General features: G+C 63.4%; 18 protein-coding genes. 8 read left to right on the top strand and 10 right to left on the bottom strand.

Translation table 11 applies throughout. The features are described from left to right. Positions 1-30 precede the first annotated feature (30 nt). The 4 genes from trmB to ACX0MV_RS02100 form a co-directional block, all read right to left on the bottom strand. On the bottom strand, positions 31-750 hold the full coding sequence (gene trmB, locus ACX0MV_RS02115; RefSeq protein WP_458980844.1) for a tRNA (guanosine(46)-N7)-methyltransferase TrmB: 720 nt from the start codon (positions 748-750) through the stop codon (positions 31-33). Between the two features lie 33 nt (positions 751-783). Then, positions 784-1,578, bottom strand: coding sequence for a thiazole synthase (locus ACX0MV_RS02110; RefSeq protein ID WP_458980843.1), 795 nt, complete (start codon positions 1,576-1,578; stop codon positions 784-786). Between the two features lie 44 nt (positions 1,579-1,622). Beyond that, positions 1,623-1,823 (bottom strand): sulfur carrier protein ThiS, encoded by a 201-nt coding sequence (thiS, locus tag ACX0MV_RS02105; RefSeq protein ID WP_458980842.1) that lies wholly within the window; start codon positions 1,821-1,823, stop codon positions 1,623-1,625. A gap of 99 nt (positions 1,824-1,922) precedes the next feature. Next, positions 1,923-2,294, bottom strand: coding sequence for a DUF423 domain-containing protein (locus tag ACX0MV_RS02100; RefSeq protein WP_458980841.1), 372 nt, complete (start codon positions 2,292-2,294; stop codon positions 1,923-1,925). 66 nt (positions 2,295-2,360) lie between these two features. On the opposite strand from ACX0MV_RS02100, the gene mtgA reads away from it, so the two are divergent. After that, on the top strand, positions 2,361-3,089 hold the full coding sequence (gene mtgA, locus ACX0MV_RS02095; RefSeq protein WP_458980840.1) for a monofunctional biosynthetic peptidoglycan transglycosylase: 729 nt from the start codon (positions 2,361-2,363) through the stop codon (positions 3,087-3,089). Between the two features lie 20 nt (positions 3,090-3,109). On the opposite strand, the gene ACX0MV_RS02090 is transcribed toward mtgA, so the two are convergent. The 5 genes from ACX0MV_RS02090 to ftsY form a co-directional block, all read right to left on the bottom strand. Then, positions 3,110-3,712: a hypothetical protein gene (locus ACX0MV_RS02090; RefSeq protein ID WP_458980839.1), complete on the bottom strand. Its 603-nt coding sequence runs from the start codon at positions 3,710-3,712 to the stop codon at positions 3,110-3,112. Positions 3,713-3,772: 60 nt separating this feature from the next. Then, on the bottom strand, positions 3,773-4,627 hold the full coding sequence (rpoH, locus tag ACX0MV_RS02085; protein WP_458980838.1) for an RNA polymerase sigma factor RpoH: 855 nt from the start codon (positions 4,625-4,627) through the stop codon (positions 3,773-3,775). A 111-nt stretch (positions 4,628-4,738) separates the two neighbouring features. Further along, a complete protein-coding gene (gene ftsX / locus ACX0MV_RS02080) occupies positions 4,739-5,755 on the bottom strand; it encodes a permease-like cell division protein FtsX (protein ID WP_458980837.1) in 1,017 nt (338 codons plus the stop codon). Beyond that, a complete protein-coding gene (gene ftsE, locus ACX0MV_RS02075) occupies positions 5,755-6,423 on the bottom strand; it encodes a cell division ATP-binding protein FtsE (protein ID WP_458980836.1) in 669 nt (222 codons plus the stop codon). The genes ftsX and ftsE overlap by 1 nt, the downstream gene beginning before the upstream one ends. Continuing rightward, positions 6,420-7,769 (bottom strand): signal recognition particle-docking protein FtsY, encoded by a 1,350-nt coding sequence (gene ftsY, locus ACX0MV_RS02070; RefSeq protein ID WP_458980835.1) that lies wholly within the window; start codon positions 7,767-7,769, stop codon positions 6,420-6,422. Before ftsY ends, ftsE begins: the two co-directional genes overlap by 4 nt. A gap of 204 nt (positions 7,770-7,973) precedes the next feature. Between ftsY and ACX0MV_RS02065 the strand changes: the two genes are divergently transcribed. The 4 genes from ACX0MV_RS02065 to ACX0MV_RS02050 all read left to right on the top strand — a co-directional run bounded on the left by ACX0MV_RS02065 (position 7,974) and on the right by ACX0MV_RS02050 (position 12,768). Then, the gene (locus ACX0MV_RS02065; protein WP_458980834.1) at positions 7,974-9,329 is read left to right on the top strand and encodes a M16 family metallopeptidase; all 1,356 of its coding nucleotides are present in this window, start codon (positions 7,974-7,976) and stop codon (positions 9,327-9,329) included. Next, on the top strand, positions 9,322-10,806 hold the full coding sequence (locus ACX0MV_RS02060) for a M16 family metallopeptidase (protein WP_458980833.1): 1,485 nt from the start codon (positions 9,322-9,324) through the stop codon (positions 10,804-10,806). Before ACX0MV_RS02065 ends, ACX0MV_RS02060 begins: the two co-directional genes overlap by 8 nt. Beyond that, the gene (rsmD, locus tag ACX0MV_RS02055; protein ID WP_458980832.1) at positions 10,806-11,399 is read left to right on the top strand and encodes a 16S rRNA (guanine(966)-N(2))-methyltransferase RsmD; all 594 of its coding nucleotides are present in this window, start codon (positions 10,806-10,808) and stop codon (positions 11,397-11,399) included. Before ACX0MV_RS02060 ends, rsmD begins: the two co-directional genes overlap by 1 nt. Positions 11,400-11,772: 373 nt before the next feature. After that, the gene (locus ACX0MV_RS02050; RefSeq protein ID WP_458980831.1) at positions 11,773-12,768 is read left to right on the top strand and encodes a hydrolase; all 996 of its coding nucleotides are present in this window, start codon (positions 11,773-11,775) and stop codon (positions 12,766-12,768) included. 107 nt (positions 12,769-12,875) lie between these two features. Here ACX0MV_RS02050 and ACX0MV_RS02045 read toward each other — a convergent pair whose 3' ends face one another. Then, positions 12,876-13,532, bottom strand: coding sequence for a TetR/AcrR family transcriptional regulator (locus ACX0MV_RS02045; RefSeq protein ID WP_458980830.1), 657 nt, complete (start codon positions 13,530-13,532; stop codon positions 12,876-12,878). A gap of 232 nt (positions 13,533-13,764) precedes the next feature. On the opposite strand from ACX0MV_RS02045, the gene ACX0MV_RS02040 reads away from it, so the two are divergent. The 3 genes from ACX0MV_RS02040 to ACX0MV_RS02030 all read left to right on the top strand — a co-directional run bounded on the left by ACX0MV_RS02040 (position 13,765) and on the right by ACX0MV_RS02030 (position 17,510). Beyond that, complete coding sequence (locus tag ACX0MV_RS02040; protein ID WP_458980829.1) at positions 13,765-15,207, top strand: coniferyl aldehyde dehydrogenase; 1,443 nt, start codon at positions 13,765-13,767, stop codon at positions 15,205-15,207. Between the two features lie 78 nt (positions 15,208-15,285). Next, positions 15,286-15,831, top strand: a complete 546-nt coding sequence (locus ACX0MV_RS02035; RefSeq protein WP_458980828.1) for a twin-arginine translocation pathway signal protein — start codon at positions 15,286-15,288, stop codon at positions 15,829-15,831. A gap of 86 nt (positions 15,832-15,917) precedes the next feature. Continuing rightward, positions 15,918-17,510, top strand: a complete 1,593-nt coding sequence (locus ACX0MV_RS02030) for a GMC family oxidoreductase (RefSeq protein ID WP_458980827.1) — start codon at positions 15,918-15,920, stop codon at positions 17,508-17,510. Positions 17,511-17,514: the final 4 nt, after the last annotated feature.

Here is a 17,514-nt window from a genome sequence, read left to right as displayed (position 1 = left end):
TGCCGAACGACGCGGCACTCGAAAAACTGATTACGCGTCGCGCTGAAACTTCAGGTCCCACACACCGTGGCCAAGGCGCTCTCCGCGGCGCTCGAACTTGGTCGTCGGGCGCTCAGCGGGACGCTCGACACAGCGCCCGTCGGCAGCGAGGTTTCGATACCCCGGCGCCACGTTCATCACTTCCAGCATGTACTCGGCATACGCCTCCCAGTCGGTGGCCATGTGCAGCACGCCGCCGATCTTGAGCTTCTGCCGGACCAGCTCGGCAAACGCCGGCTGGACAATGCGCCGCTTGTGATGCCGCGCCTTGTGCCACGGATCGGGGAAGAACAGCAGCACGCGATCCAGGCTGGCATCGGCGACGCAATTGCGCAGCACCTCGAGGGCATCGCAGCTGTAGACCCGCACGTTGCCGAGGCTCTGCGTTATCAGGCCGTTGAGCAACGCGCCGACGCCGGGGCGATGAACTTCGACCCCGATAAAGTCCAGCTCCGGCGCGGCAGCAGCCATTTCCAGCAGCGAATGGCCCATGCCGAAGCCGATTTCGAGGGTGCGCGGCGCGGTGCGGCCGAACAGCTGATCGAAATCCGGCGCACCCGCCGCCAGCTCCAGACCGAACTTTGGCCAGCCCTGATCCAGGCCACGCTGCTGGCCTTCGGTCATTCTCCCGGCGCGCATCACGAAGCTCTTGATGGTGCGGTGCAGGCGCTTTTCTTCGGGCGCGGCCGATGACTGGTGAGATTCGATCATCAACTAACTCTTAAATTCGATTGTACGGGGCGTTCAGCCGATCAGACCGTCCAGCGGGGACGATGCGCTGGCGTACAGCTTTTTCGGCATGCGCCCGGCCAGGTAGGCGAGGCGGCCGGCCTCGATGGCGTATTTCATCGCCTCGGCCATCATCACCGGGTTCTGCGCGTGGGCGATGGCGCTGTTCATCAGCACTGCCTCGCAGCCCAGCTCCATGGCGATGGTCGCGTCGGACGCAGTACCGACACCGGCATCGACTAGTACGGGCACCGTCGCCTCTTCGAGAATGATGCGCAGGTTGTACGGGTTGCAGATGCCCAGGCCCGTGCCGATCAGGCCCGCCAGTGGCATTACCGCGATACAGCCCATTTGCGCGAGCTGGCGGGCGATGATCGGATCGTCGCTGGTGTACACCATGACGTCGAAACCATCGTTGACCAGGGTCTCGGCCGCCTTGAGGGTTTCGATCACGTTGGGGAACAGGGTCTTCTGATCGGCCAGCACTTCCAGCTTGACCAGCTTGTGGCCATCCAGCAGTTCACGGGCCAGGCGGCAGGTACGCACAGCCTCGACGGCGTCATAGCAGCCGGCGGTATTCGGCAGGATGGTATAACGCTCGGGGCTGATCACGTCGAGCAGATTCGGCTCGCCGGGATTCTGGCCGATGTTGGTCCGGCGCACCGCCACGGTGACGATTTCTGCGCCGGAGGCTTCGATCGCCGCGCGAGTTTCATCGAGGTCTTTGTATTTACCGGTGCCTACCAGCAGGCGCGATTGATAGGTGCGACCAGCCAGGGTGAACGGCTTGTTGCTGCGTAATTGGCTCATCGAAACATCCTCAAGGCTGGGTGGCGGGCGGCTTGCAGGCGGCTTCAACCGCCACCGATGGCATGCACCACTTCGACCTGATCCCCGTCGCGAAGCGCCGTGGTCGAGTGCTGGCTGCGCGGCACTATGTCGAGATTGAGCTCGACGGCCACCCGGCGTCCAGCTAAATCCAGGCGATTGATAAGGTCCGCTACGGTTTCCCCATCGGGCAGCTCGAATGCTTCACCGTTTAACTGAATGTGCATGACGGCGCGGTCACAACGTGGAAAAGGGCCGGCATTCTAGCCCGATCATGGTCGATGACCAAGGCTAAAGGACACCGTTCGTCCTGCCCCTCATAGTGGTCATGCCAGCTTCCAGGCGGCCGCGCCCAGGCAGAACCAGCCGACCAGAAAGGCCAGCCCGCCAAACGGCGTGACAATGCCCAGCGCGCTCGTGCCTGTTAGCGTCAACAGATACAGGCTGCCGGAAAACAGCAGGATGCCGAGGGCGAACGCGCCACCCGCAACGCTGATCAGCCGGCCTGGCGCGCGCAAGGCCAGCAGGCCGACCCCGAACAGGGCCAGCGCGTGGATCAACTGATAATGCGTGCCGGTCTGGAACACAGCGAGGTATTCGGCTGACAGCCTGCCTTTGAGGCCATGGGCAGCAAACGCGCCAAGGGCGACCCCGGTGAAACCGGCAACGGCCGACAGCAACAACCACAGACGAGCCATCATCACTCCAGACATAGGGAAAGCGCTGGCTATAATGGCGCGCAAATCCGCACGGGCCAAGTTCGCATGCTTCGATCCATCTTCCGCCGCTTGTTCAAATGGCTGCTCGTGCTGCTGATCGGCTCGTTCCTGCTGGTGCTGCTGTTTCGCTGGGTGCCGCCACCGGGCACCGCGTTGATGGCCGAGCGCAAGATCGAGTCATGGCTGGAGGACCGGCCGATTGACCTGCAACGGAGCTGGCAGCCCTGGGCAAAGTTGCCGGATAACCTGAAGATTGCGGTGATCGCCGCCGAAGACCAGAAATTCGCCGAGCATTGGGGCTTCGATGTCGCAGCAATTCAGGCTGCGCTGGAGCACAACCAGCAAGGCGGTTCTCTGCGCGGCGCCAGCACCCTGAGTCAGCAAGTGGCGAAGAATCTGTTTCTCTGGTCGGGGCGCAGCTGGTTGCGCAAGGGTGTCGAGGTCTGGTTTACCGCGCTGGTCGAACTGCTCTGGCCGAAACAGCGGATCCTCGAGGTCTACCTCAACAGCGTCGAATGGGGCGAGGGGGTGTTTGGCGCCGAGGCGGCTGCGCGGCATCACTTCGACATCGGTGCGGCCTATCTGTCCCGTCAGCAGGCCAGTTTGCTGGCCGCCGTGCTACCCAACCCGCGCGACTGGAGCGCCAGCCGGCCCGGCCCCCATGTCACCCGGCGCGCGGGCTGGATACGCCAGCAGATGTGGCAACTGGGCGGCAGCCACTACCTTGACCGCCTGCAACCGAGCCGACCGGACTGGTGGCCAAGCGGGCTCTAGGGTGAATCGAGAGCCACGGGTTAGCGCTTGAGCGCTTCGCGCGGCACCAGGTGCAGCAGGCGCAGAAAATCACCCTCCAGATGCGCGGTAAGCCCACGCTCGGGATAGACCCAGGCCTGCCCCTCGGGCAATTCCAGACGCAGACGCGGCGGGCCAATGCTGCTCGCCAGCCGCTGCGCCTCGATGTCCTCCGACAACGGCCGAATCATCACGCTCGCCACGCCATACCGGCCTATCTGCGCCAGCAGCTCCTCGCCAAGCGGCTGTTCACCGTCCGTGGACACGAGGCCGAGCGCCTGCATCAGACTCTCGCGCTCGGCCTGGCTCATTACCAGCTCGGCTTCCAGCGCCCAATTGCCCTCGTCGGCTTGCCATTCGCCGCGATACAGCAGGCGCGGACCCTCCAGCCGCGGTTGCAGCCACAGCTCACCGTCCAGCACATCGCTCAACCGGACAAGACTCAGCCGATCCTCCGCCAATGGCGTCAGCACTTCGCTCTGCCACTGTGGCCACCAGGGCAATGGCGCGGCCGGACCGGCAGAGCGCTGCAACCAGGCACCCATCGAGAAAAACAGCACGGCAACCAATGCCAGAAACAACCAATGCTCGACGCGCAGCTTCATGCAGGTTTTCTCCAGGCAGAAAAAAGCCGCACCTGGGTGCGGCTTCTTGAGATGTTGCGCTTACGCCGCAATCGAGCCTTTGAGCTTGTTCATGGCGTTCTTCTCCAACTGGCGTATGCGCTCGGCGGAGACGTTGTACTTGGCGGCCAGCTCATGCAACGTGGCCTTTTCCTCGGCCAGCCAACGCTGATAGAGGATATCCCGGCTGCGCTCGTCGAGACCTTCCAGCGCTTCGTGCAGATTGGCGGTGGAGCTGTCGCTCCAGTCCGAATCCTCCAGCTGACGCGCCGGGTCGTAGCGGTTGTCTTCCAGATACTGCGCGGGCGAGTGGAATGCGCTCTCGTCATCAGCATCGGCGGCCGGGTCGAATGCCATGTCATGGCCGGTGAGGCGGCTTTCCATTTCGCGAACTTCGCGCGGCTCGACACCCAGGCTTTCCGCCACGGCGTGCACTTCGTCGTTGTTCAACCAGGCCAGACGCTTTTTCTGGCTGCGCAGGTTAAAGAACAGCTTGCGTTGGGCCTTGGTGGTCGCGACCTTGACGATGCGCCAGTTGCGCAGGATGAACTCGTGAATCTCCGCGCGAATCCAGTGCACGGCGAACGACACCAGGCGCACACCCATTTCCGGGTTGAAGCGCTTGACCGCCTTCATCAGGCCGACGTTGCCTTCCTGAATCAGGTCAGCCTGGGCCAGGCCATAACCGGAATAACTGCGCGCGATATGCACGACAAAGCGCAGGTGCGCGAGCACCATTTGCCGAGCAGCCTCGAGGTCCTGCTTGTAGAAAAGACTACCGGCCAGTTCGCGCTCCTGCTCAGGCGTCAGCAGCGGAATGCTGTTGACCGCATGCACGTAAGCCTCCAGGTTGGCGCCTGGGACTAGGGCATGAACAGGTTGCAAAGAAGTGGACATTTGAATCCTCCAACTCACGAATCGTGCGCAGTGTAGCACTGAGCAATACGACTGAACACGCCTATACAAGTTCCCTTACACATAATCAATATCAACAAAAACAATAACTTACTAGCGTGGCGCCAATTCGCTCAAATGCCGCGCAACCGCCAGCCAGGCGCCGATGTAGCCAAGCAGAACCGCGCCCAGGACCAGCGAAAAACCATCCGCAACCGGCACGCCACCCAGGGCGAAGTCGCTGCCATACAAGCCAGCCAGACGCACCACGGCGTTGTCCAGCCAGCCCAGGCCGTAGGCCAGCACCAGCCACGCCAACAACCCTGCGCCGAGCCCGTAGAGCGCACCCATATAGAGAAACGGACGGCGCACGTAACTGTCGGTACCGCCCACCAGCTTGATCACTTCGATTTCAGTGCGGCGATTCTCGATATGCAGGCGGATGGTGTTGCCGATGACCAGCAGCAGCGCCATCACCAGCAGCAGCGTGAGGCCGAACACGAACCGATCGCCCAGGTTGAGTATCGCGGTCAAGCGCTCGACCCACAGCAGGTCGAGCTGCGCCTGCTGCACCTTGGGCAGTTCGGCCAAGCGCAGCCGCAGGGCTTCAAGCGTGACCTTGTCGATTTCCCGGGGCGTTACCAGGACCACGCCAGGCAGCGGGTTTTCCGGCAACTCCTTGAGTGCCTCGCCGAGGCCGGACTGCTGCTGGAATTCCTCCAGTGCCCGTTCACGGCTGATCCACTCGGCGTCCGCGACATCGTCCATGGCGGCGATCTGCTCACGCAGCGCCTGGCCTTCCGCCTCGCTGGCATCAAGCTGAAGGAACAGGGAAATCTGCGCCGCACGCTGCCAGGAGCCGCCGAGCCGCTCGACGTTGTCCAGCAGCAGCGCCAAGCCCATCGGCAGGCTCAGCGCAACGGCCATCACCAGGCAAGTAAAAAAACTGCCAACCGGCTGCTTGGCCAACCGGCGCAGGCTGTCGACCAAGCTGGCCCTGTGGCTTTCCAGCCAGGCGTTGAGCTGACTGCGAAAATCCGGACCATCGTCAGGACCGTGCGGATCGGATTTCTTCGGCGCCGCACCCACGCGTTGCGCCGGCTGTGGTGGCGGCATACGAGTCGCACTCATCAGACAGCCTCCCCGTCACCGATCAAGCGGCCGCGCTGCAGCGTCAGCATGCGATGGCGCATGCGCGCGATCAGCGCCAGGTCATGGCTGGCGATCAGCACGCTGGTGCCGAGGCGATTGATGTCCTCGAACACCCCCATGATCTCGGCGGCCAGGCGCGGGTCGAGGTTACCGGTCGGCTCGTCCGCGAGCAGCAGCGCGGGACGGTGGACCACCGCGCGGGCGATGCCGACACGCTGCTGCTGACCAGTGGACAGTTCACTGGGGAACTGCTCGGCCTTGTCCGACAGCGATACGCGCTCCAGCGCCGCGCCGACGCGCTTGCCGATTTCCGCCTTGGACAGACCGAGAATCTGCAGCGGCAGGGCGACGTTGTCGAACACGCTGCGGTCGAACAGCAACTGGTGATTTTGAAATACAACGCCGATCTGCCGACGCAAAAACGGGATCTGCGCGTTGGTGATCTGCGACAGGTCCTGGCCGGCCAGCAGCAGCTTGCCGCTGGTGGGGCGCTCCATGGCCAACAGCAGGCGTAATAGCGTGCTCTTGCCAGCGCCGGAGTGGCCGGTGACAAACAGGAATTCGCCGCGCCGCACGCGAAAACTCAGTTCGTGCAGCCCGACGTGCCCATTGGGGTAGCGTTTACCGACCTGCTCGAATCGAATCATGCACGCTCTCTCTGGGCGAACAGCGCCTGAACGAAAGCATCGGCTTCGAAGGTGCGCAAATCGTCGATGCCTTCGCCGACGCCGATATAACGAATCGGCAATCCGAACTGCTTGGCCAGGGCGAAGATGACGCCGCCCTTGGCGGTGCCATCGAGCTTGGTCAGCGCCAGCCCGGTCAGGTTGACCGTCTGATGGAACTGTTTGGCCTGGCTGATCGCGTTCTGCCCGGTGCCGGCATCCAGTACCAGCAGCACCTCATGCGGCGCCGTGTCATCGAGCTTGCCGATCACCCGACGGACCTTTTTCAGCTCCTCCATCAGGTTGTCCTTGGTGTGCAGACGGCCGGCGGTATCGGCGATCAGCACGTCCATACCACGGGCTTTGGCCGCCTGCACGGCGTCGAAGATCACCGAGGCCGAGTCGGCGCCGGTGTGCTGGGCGATCACCGCGATCTGGTTGCGCTCGCCCCACACCTGCAACTGCTCGACCGCGGCGGCGCGGAAGGTGTCGCCAGCGGCCAGCATGACCTTCTTGCCGTCCTGCTGCAGCTTCTTGGCCAACTTGCCGATGGTGGTGGTCTTGCCGGCGCCGTTCACGCCGACCACCAGGATCACGTAGGGCTGCTTGCCGCTGTCGATCTGCAGGGGCTGCTCGACCGGCTTGAGCAGCGCCGCCAGCTCTTGCTGCAACGCCTTGTAAAGCGCACCGCTGTCGGTCAGCTGCTTGCGCGCGACTTTCTGGGTGAGGCTCTGAATGATCGCAGTGGTGGCTTCGACGCCAACGTCGGCAGTCAGCAGGCGAGTTTCGATCTCGTCGAGCAAGTCGTCATCGATGACTTTCTTGCCGAGGAACAGGCTGGCCATGCCCTCGCCGAGGCTGGCGCTGGTTTTCGACAGGCCCTGTTTCAGCCGATCGAGAAACCCGGCCTTGCCCTCTTCCACGCTTTTTTCCGCGGCTACCGGAGGCGCTGCGGGTGCCTCCAGCGGGGCAACGAACACGGGCTCTTCGATGTGCTCATGCAGCACTTCACTGCCGGCATTGATGCGAAAACGAGACGGCCGAGGCGATGCGGGCGCTTCGGCAACAGCCGGCGCGGCATTGGCGAGTGGCGCGGGAACGCTGTCGACCGGTGCTGACGGCGGCGTTTCGCTCGGGACCTCCGGCACAACCGTGACTGGCTCGGCGGCAGGCTCGACCGCAATCGGCGCATCGGCTGGCGCAGCCGGGGCGGCTGGTTGAGGCTTTTTACGCAGCCAGCCGAACAGGTCTTTTTTCTCGGCGGCTTTCTCGGCAGCGGGCGCTGCGCTCGGTGCGGGGGTTTTCTTGTCGTCGTTTGAACCAAGCATGGAGACGGCTATCTCAAAGGGGCGACGCGCCAGCAGCCTGGTCTAAAGCGTTAACCGTGCAGCGCAAATCAAGCTGAAGAAACTGCTCGGTAATATTTAGACGACTTACCAGACGTGGCCGCCAGTAAAACGGATGCGTATCCTAGCACCTCCGCGCCCGCCGACGCTAAGACCAAGCGGGCCCGTCCGACAGGTCAACACGTGATGAATATGATTGCCCGACGCACTGCCGCCCTGTTCTTCGGCATGCTCTGTACCCCGCTCCTGACATTTGCCGCTGCTCCACAACCCACCCATGAATTCACCCTGGACAACGGCCTCAAGGTCATCGTCCGCGAAGATCACCGCGCGCCAGTGGTGGTCTCCCAGCTCTGGTACAAGGTCGGTTCCAGCTACGAGACGCCAGGCCAGACCGGCCTGTCCCACGCCCTTGAACACATGATGTTCAAGGGCAGCCGCAAACTCGGTGCAGGCGAGGCGTCACGCATCCTGCGCGAGCTCGGGGCCGAGGAGAACGCCTTCACCAGCGACGACTACACCGCGTACTACCAGGTCCTGGCGCGTGATCGCCTGGCCATCGCCCTGGAGCTGGAAGCCGACCGGCTGGCCAGCCTCAAGCTGCCGGCCGACGAGTTCAAACGCGAAATCGAAGTGATCAAGGAAGAGCGCCGCCTGCGCACCGACGACAAGCCGTCGAGCCTGGCCTACGAGCGCTTCAAGGCCATGGCCTACCCGGCCAGCGGTTATCACACCCCGACCATCGGCTGGATGGCCGACCTTGAGCGCATGACCGTCGAGGAGCTGCGCGCCTGGTACGAAGCCTGGTACGCGCCGAACAACGCCACCCTGGTGGTGGTCGGCGATGTCAGCGCCAGCGAAGTGAAAGTCCTGGCCGAGCGTTACTTCGCCGACATCCCCAAGCGCGCCGTGCCGCCGGCAAAAATCCCGCTGGAACTCGACGCACCCGGTGAACGGCGCATCACCCTGTACCTGAAAACTCAGCTACCGAGCCTGATGATGGGCTTCAACGTGCCCGGCTTGGCAACCGCCGATTCTCCGAGCCAGGTGCACGCCCTGCGCCTGATCGCCGCCCTGCTGGATGGCGGCTACAGCGCCCGCCTGGCGACACGCCTGGAACGCGGCGAAGAGCTGGTGTCCGGCGCGTCGGCCTGGTACGACGCGTTCCCGCGCGGCGACAGCCTGTTCGTGCTGTCCGCCACGCCGAATGTGCAAACCGGCAAAACCCTTGAACAGACCGAAGCGGGCCTGTGGCGCGAGCTGCAGGATCTGCAGCGCAATCCGCCCTCCGCCGAGGAACTCGCGCGGGTGCGGGCGCAGGTCATCGCCAGCCTGGTGTACGAGCGTGATTCGATCACCAGCCAGGCCACCACCATCGGTCAGCTGGAAACTGTGGGGCTGTCCTGGCAGTTGATGGATCAGGAGCTGGCCGCGCTGGAAGCGGTCACCCCGCAAGACATCCAGAACGCCGCAACGACCTTTTTCACCCGCGACCGCTTGAGCGTCGCCCATGTTCTACCCGAGGAGAAGCGCGATGAGTGAGCGCAACGGCCTGCGCTATGGCCTGCTCGGCCTGGCTTTACTGGTGTTGCTGGCGGTGCTTGCCTGGGTTGTCAGCCGCCCCGAGGCAGCCATCCGGGCGGCGCCAGCACCGGCGTCAACGACCAGCATTCAGTCCCTCGCCGAACTCGATGGCAAGGCGCCAAGCCGGCGCGACCTGAACATCCAGACCTGGCAAACCGCCGAGGGCGCCAAAGTGCTGTTCGTTGCCGCGCCTGAACTGCCGATGTTCGACCTGCGCCTGACGTTCGCCGCCGGCAGCAGCCAGGACCAAGGCGTACCCGGCCTGGCCATGCTGACCAATGCGATGCTCAACGAAGGCGTGCCGGGCAAGGATGTCGGTGCTATCGCCGCCGGTTTCGAGGGGCTAGGCGCAGAATTCGGCAACGGTGCCTACCGCGACATGGCCGTGGCCAGCCTGCGCAGCCTAAGCGCGGTGGACAAGCGCGAGCCCGCGCTGGCGCTGTTCAATCAGGTGATCGGCCAGCCGACCTTCCCCGAGGACGCCCTGGCGCGGATCAAGAACCAGCTGCTGGCCGGCTTCGAATACCAGAAGCAGAACCCCGGCAAACTGGCGAGTCTGAAGCTGTTCGAGCAGCTGTACGGCGAACACCCCTACGCCCATTCCAGCGAAGGCAACGCCGAGTCGATCCCGCAGATCAGCCGCGAGCAGTTGCAGGCCTTCCATAGCCGCGCCTATACCCCGGCCAACGCGGTGATCGCGCTGGTGGGTGACCTCAGCCGCGCAGAAGCCGAGGCGCTGGTCGCCGAGGTGTCCGCGGCGCTGCCAAAAGGTCCGGCGCTGCCCCCGCCACCCGTCCCACAACAGCCGGAGGCGGGCAAGAGCCATATCGAATTTCCGTCCAACCAGACTCACCTGCTGATTGCTCAGCTAGGCATCGACCGCCGCGATCCCGATTACGCAGCGCTCTACCTGGGCAACCAGGTGTTTGGTGGCGGCGGTTTCGGCACCCGGCTGATGACAGAAGTACGCGAGAAGCGCGGCCTGACCTACGGCGTCTACTCCGGCTTCAGCGCCATGCAGGCCCGCGGCCCCTTCATGATCAGCCTGCAGACCCGCGCCGAATTGAGCGAAGGCACGCTGCAACTGGTCAAGGGGTTGCTGGCGGACTACCTCGCCAGCGGCCCGAGCGAAGAAGAGCTGAATAACGCCAAGCGCGAACTGGCGGGCAGTTTCCCGCTGTCCACCGCGAGCAACGCCGCCATCGTCGGCCAACTGGGCTCGATCGGCTTCTACGACCTGCCACTGGATTATCTGGAAGTGTTTATGGACCAGGTGCAGGCGCTGAGCGCCGAACAGGTGAAAGCGGCGATGGCCAAACACCTCGACCCCGATGCGCTGGTGATCGTCACCGCCGGGCCGACGGTGGCACAGAAAGAACTGCCGCCGCCGACCGACGCGCCTGCCGAGCAACCTTCTGGCGTACCGGAGCACTGATGCGCAAACCAGGCAAAGCAGTGCCGGCTCATGGCGGCGACGGTCAATTGCGGATCATCGCCGGGCAATGGCGCTCGCGTCAGTTCAACTTCCCGATGGCGGCCGGCCTGCGCCCGACGCCAAACCGGGTGCGCGAAACCCTGTTCAACTGGCTGGCGCCCTATGTCGAAGGCGCCAAGGTGCTGGACCTGTTCGCCGGCAGCGGCGCGCTGTTTCTCGAGGCGCTCTCGCGCGGCGCCTCAAGCGGGCTGGCGCTGGACCTGAATCCCGCGGCCGTCGCCAGCCTGCGCAGCCACCTGCAGACCCTGAAGTGCGAAAACGGCGAGCTGTTGCAAACCGATGCCCTGGTTTATCTGCAAGGGTCGCCGGTTTCGGCGTTCGATCTGGTGTTTCTCGACCCGCCATTCAATCAGGAGCTGTTGCTGCCCGCTTGCCAGGCGCTGGAACGCAACGGCTGGCTGGCCGAGAGCGCCTGGGTGTACACCGAAAGCGAAAACCCGCCCTCGAGCCTCGGCCTGCCAGGCAACTGGCGCCTGCACCGCGAGCAGAAAGCCGGCCAGGTGTATTACGCGCTGTGGCAGCGTTCGGCTTAGCTCAACCCCGCCAAACGCAGGCAGGACGAGGTTGAGGTAGCCATTGAAAAGTTTTATCTACGGCAATTTGCCCTTCCTGCTCTTGGGGGCGCTGGCGCTGGCACTAATACTCACCGACAACGAGATAGGGTTCGGACTGACGAGCAGAATCCTCTATGGAGGCAATGACGGCATACGAATCGGGATAGCGGAGCAACGCATGGTCGGTTTTATCGGATTGAGCTACGCAATATTCAGAATGCTTAGGTGCGCAAAACGCTGATCGAACACCAAGCCTGGCCTGGGCCAGGTTCTACTATTCGCCTGGCTCATTCCCCTTCCGTTTCGTCGCTGCTGGCCCTAGCCTGACCACTTTCTTGATAGACACTCCGCCATGACCGCGCCTTTCAAACCCGCCTGGTGGCTGCCCGGCCCGCACCTGCAGACGCTGTGGAACCCGATGTGCCGCCGACCAGCGAAACTTGAGCGGCAGCGCGAGCGGCTGTGGCTGGAGGACGGCGACTTTCTCGACCTTGACTGGCACGGCCCCCATGAAGCCGAGGCGCCCTTGGTGCTGGTGCTGCATGGCCTGACCGGCTCGTCCAACTCGCTGTATGTGCTCGGCTTGCAGCAGACGTTGGCCGCCCAGGGCTGGGCCAGCGTCGCGCTGAACTGGCGCGGCTGTTCGGGTGAGCCCAACCTGTTGCCGCGCGGTTATCACTCCGGCGCCAGCGAAGACCTGGCCGAAGCGCTGCGCCACCTGCGCGCGCAACGACCCATGGCGCCGCTGTACGCCGTGGGTTATTCCCTGGGTGGCAACGTGTTGCTCAAGCACCTCGGTGAGAGCGGCGCCGACAGCCTGCTGCAAGGGGCGGTCGCGGTCTCGGTGCCGTTCCGCCTGGATCAGTGCGCCGACCGCATCGGCCTGGGCTTTTCACGGGTATACCAGGCGCACTTCATGCGCGAAATGGTCGCCTACGTGAAGAGCAAGCAGCGGCTGTTTACCGATCAAGGCCAGGCCGATCACCTGTCGATCCTAGAGAAGCTCGGCCCCCTGGATGGCATGCGTACCTTCTGGGATTTCGACGGCCGCATTACCGCGCCTCTGCACGGCTATAGCGATGCCCAGGACTACTACAAGCGCGCCTCCAGCCGGTACTTTCTTGGCCGGATCGAGACGCCGACGCTGATCATCCACGCGGCTGACGACCCCTTCGTATTCAGTCACAGCGTGCCGGCTGCCAGCGAGCTATCGCCCTGCACGGAAATGGAATTGCACGCGCACGGCGGCCATGTCGGCTTTGTCGAGGGTTCGCTACGGCGACCGAGTTATTACCTGGAGCGGCGGATTCCCCAGTGGCTGGCAGCCCAGGCTACAGAGCCACTGTAGGGCGAGTACGCGGCGCGCAAACCCCGCTTTACAGGGTAAATGTGACCATTCGCTGCCAACCACCCTACAAAAGCGCAACCCGCCGCCCCATCGAAGCCAAGTACTAGTTAAATCACCTGTTCAAGCGGCACATGCAGTTTGGCATAGAGTGCCTCCACAGCCTCGTGCGCTTGTGGTGCGATATAGCCGCCTTCGAGCGCCAGTATCTGATAGATCCCACGGCGCAGCATTTCCTCGCTGAGGTCGCCCGGATTGCCGCGAGTGGTACACAGGAAGCGCACCCAGGACGTCATGATGATCCAGCTATTGAGCGTTAGCGCTTCGATCTGCGCGGGCTTCATCAGCAGGATGCCGGCGTCGACAAACCCCTGATAGATGTCTTGCGCCTGCTGCAGGCAGCGCTGGGCGAACACCTTGTAGCGCTCCGCCATTTCGGCGTCGCTGTCCAGCAAGTGCTCCAGGTCGCGATGAAGAAAGCGGTAGTGCCACATCGCGGCGAGCAGCGCCTCCAGGTAAAAGGTCTTGTCCTCCACCGTCAGCGCGCGCGCAGGGCGGCGCAGGAAGGCGTTGACCTGGCTTTCGTACTGGGCGAACAGTTCGGCGATGATCGCCTGCTTGTTACGGAAGTGGTAGTACAGGTTGCCGGGGGAAATCCCCAGGTGCGCGGCAATGTGATTGGTGGTGACGCTGCGTTCGCCCTGGGCGTTGAACAGCTCCAGGCTGGCTTGGATGATGCGCTCGCGGGTTTTCGGAGGGGACGCCATACACGACTCGTATCTTGATCAATTGCGCAAAGGTACACGGAGAAACCTGCCGGCTGATATCCGGACCGCGTTAAAGGACGCGATCGATAGCGACCAGCACACACAACCGGTGCCGCCCGCGAATGCCATTTGACAGATTAGAGCAATTGCTCTAAAAATCCAGCACACCGTAACGGACGCCATTGCACGCCCCTGGCCGCACTGACTCCGCTGGATCGCCAAGGAGCTAAACATGGTTGCCGACGTCGCTTATCTAGAACAAAGCCTGCAGCAGAATCAGCAGCAGATCAGCCAGCTCGAGACGAGCTTCGCCCGCCAGCGCCAGGCATTTCAGGCCAACCCGATGCCTTCTGCCGAACAGCGCATCATGTGGCTGAAAGCCCTGGCCGAGCTGCTCAGCAACGAGCGCGACAGCTTGATCCAGGCGATCAATCAGGACTTCAGCAACCGCTCCGCCGATGAAACCCTGATCGCCGAGATCATGCCCAGCCTGCATGGCATTCACTACGCGACCAAGCGCATCAAGAAATGGATGAAACCCTCGCGTCGCAGCGTCGGCATGCAGTTCATGCCAGCCTCGGCCAAGGTCATCTACCAGCCGCTTGGGGTGGTCGGCGTGATCGTGCCCTGGAATTACCCGCTGTTTCTCGCCATCGGTCCGCTGGTGGGCGCGCTGTCGGCCGGTAACCGGGTGATGATCAAGATGAGCGAATCGACCCCGGCCGCTTCGCAGCTGATCAAGGACCTGCTCGCCAAGGTCTTCCCGGAGGACCTGGTCACCGTGGTGCTGGGCGAAGCGGAAGTCGGCATGGCCTTCTCCAAACTGCCGTTCGATCACCTCCTGTTCACCGGCGCCACCAGTATCGGCAAGCACGTGATGCGCGCCGCAGCGGAAAACCTGACGCCGGTTACCCTGGAGCTGGGCGGTAAATCACCGGCCATCGTTTCCGCCGACGTGCCACTGGCGGACGCCGCCGAACGGATTGCCTTCGGCAAGACCATGAACGCCGGCCAGACCTGCGTGGCGCCCGATTACGTGCTGGTGCCCAAGGAACGCGTGCAGGGCTTCGTCGAGGCCTATCGCCAGGTGGTGCGCGGCTTCTACCCGCAATTGCAGGACAACCCGGATTACACCGCGATCATCAACGAGCGCCAGCAACAGCGTCTGAACGGCTATTTGAAAGATGCCGAAAGCAAAGGCGCAACGGTCATTTCGCTGTTCGACCAGGGCCAAGGCCGACGCATGCCTTTCAGCGTGCTGCTGAACGTCAACGACGACATGCGCGTCATGCAGGACGAAATCTTCGGCCCCCTGCTGCCCATCGTGCCGTACGAGCGCATCGAGGACGCCTTCGCCTATATCAACCAGCGCGCCCGCCCGCTGGCGCTCTATTACTTCGGCTATGACAAGCGCGAGCAGAACCGCGTGCTGCATGAAACCCACTCCGGCGGCGTGTGCCTGAACGACACGCTGCTGCATGTGGCCCAGGACGACATGCCGTTCGGCGGCGTCGGCCCGTCCGGCATGGGCCATTACCACGGCCACGAGGGTTTTCTCACCTTCAGCAAGGCCAAGGGGGTGTTTATCAAGCAGCGCTTCAACGCCGCCAAGCTGATCTACCCGCCGTACGGCAAGGCCATGCAGAAGCTGATCTATAAATTGTTCGTGCGTTAATTCGCTGGCGCACCGCGCGCCGGCAGCGGCGCGCTTACACCTTTTGCATTGGCGACAACACTACGGGTGATAACAACAATGACCGACACCACCGTTGCTGCGCCGACCCTGTCGCGGCGCAACCTGCTGAAAATCGGCGTGATGGGCACGGCTTTTCTCGCCACCGCCGGGCTGACTGCCACGCTCAGCGGCTGTTCGGCGAGCACGCCGCAGGCCGGCTTTGCGGTGCTTCGTGAGTCCGACCTGCCCCTTCTCAATGCGCTGATTCCGGTGATGCTCGAAGGTGCAGTCACTCCGCAGGCGATGCCCAAAGCCGTCGCGGGCACCATCCAAAGCCTGGATTACAGCCTGAATCACCTGTCACCGGAAATGCTCAAGCTCACTGTGCAACTGTTCGACGTGCTCGCCATGCCGGTGACCCGTGGCCCGCTGACCGGGGTGTGGGGCAGTTGGGAAAAGGCCTCGAGCGAAGATGTGCGCGCCTTCCTCTCGCGCTGGCAGAACAGCTCGATCGCCCTGCTGAACATGGGCCACGCCTCGCTGCTGCAACTGGTGATGATGAGCTGGTACAGCCGCAGCGAGTCCTGGGCGCATTGCGGCTATCCCGGCCCGCCGACGGTCTGAGCCGCTTGTATTTCAAACAAGATCAATAAGAGACGCCTGAGCCGCAGCGAGCGACGCACGGATTCAGCGGCCATCGAGGAAGAAGCATGCCTGTACCCGATTTGTTCGCCGAAGGCCTCGCCCGCGGCTGGAAAACCCACAACGGCTCGCGCCTGGATAACGACCTGACCCTCGAAGCGGACGTCGCCATCGTCGGCAGCGGGGCGGGCGGCGGTACCACGGCCGAAATTCTCAGCGCGGCGGGTTTCAAGGTGCTGCTGATCGAAGAAGGCCCACTGAAAACCAGCAGCGACTTCAAGATGATGGAGGATCAGGCCTACGCCAACCTCTATCAGGAGGGCATCGGGCGGATGAGCAAGGACGGCGCGATCACCATCATGCAGGGCCGCGCGGTTGGCGGCACCACCTTGATCAACTGGACCGCGACCTTCCGCACACCGACTCCGACCCTCGAACACTGGGCCAGCGAATACGGCATTCAAGGCTTCAGTCAGGCGGAGATGCTGCCCTGGTTCGAGCGCATGGAAAAGCGCCTCGGCGTTGCGCCATGGGCGGTTCCGCCGAACGCCAACAACGATGTACTGCGCAGCGGCTGCGACAAGCTCGGCTACGAGTGGAACGTGATTTCGCGCAATGTCGCCGGCTGCTGGAACCTGGGTTATTGCGGCATGGGCTGCCCGACCAACGCCAAACAATCGATGCTGGTCACGACTATTCCCGCCACCCTGGAAAAAGGCGGCGAGCTGCTTTATCTGGCCCGCGCCCAACGTCTGCTGTTCGACGGTGACCGCGTCAGCGGCATCGAATGCCTGGGCATGGACGAGCGCAGCGTCGCGCCCAACGGTCGCAAGATCCTGGTCAAGGCCAAGCATTACGTGCTGTCCGGCGGCGGCATCAACACCCCCGGCCTGCTGTTGCGCTCCGACGCGCCTGATCCACACGGGCGCACCGGCAAGCGCACGTTCCTGCACTTGGTGAATTTTTCCGCCGCGCAGTTCGAGCAGGTCATCAACCCGTTCTATGGCGCACCCCAGTCGGTCTACTCCGACCACTTCCAGTGGAATGACGGCGCCACCGGCCAGCTCTCCTACAAGTTGGAAGTGCCGCCGCTGCAGCCGGCACTGACCACTACCCTGCTCGGCCGCTTCGGCATCGACAACGCCATGCGCATGGAGCAACTGCCCAATACCAACGTCATGCTCGCCCTGCTGCGCGACGGCTTCCACCCGGACAGCGCGGAAGGCACTGTGGAACTGCGCGGCGATGGCAGCCCGGTGCTCGATTACCGGATGACCGACTACACCTGGGACGGCGTGCGCCGGGCATTCCACAGCATGGCCGAGATCCAGTTCGCCGCGGGCGCCAAGGCGGTGCTGCCGCTGCATGCCGACGCCGGCTATGTGAAAACCCTGGGCGAAGCCAAGACCCTGATCGACAGCCTGCCGCTGGAGATCTATCGCACCCGCCTGGGCAGCGCGCACGTCATGGGCGGCTGCGCGATGGGTGAAGACCCGCAACTGGCGGTCACCGACAGCCTCGGCCGGCACCATCAGTTAAGCAACCTGTCGATCCACGACGGCTCGCTGTTCCCCACCAGCATCGGCGCCAATCCGCAGATGTCGGTCTACAGCTTCAGCGCCAAGCTGGCCAGCCAACTGGCGGAACGGCTCAACGCCTAAACGA

This window comes from Pseudomonas cistanchae, assembly GCF_054483635.1.
The sequence above is the reverse complement of the archived record's forward strand: the minus strand, read 5'-3'. Positions and strand labels throughout refer to the sequence as shown.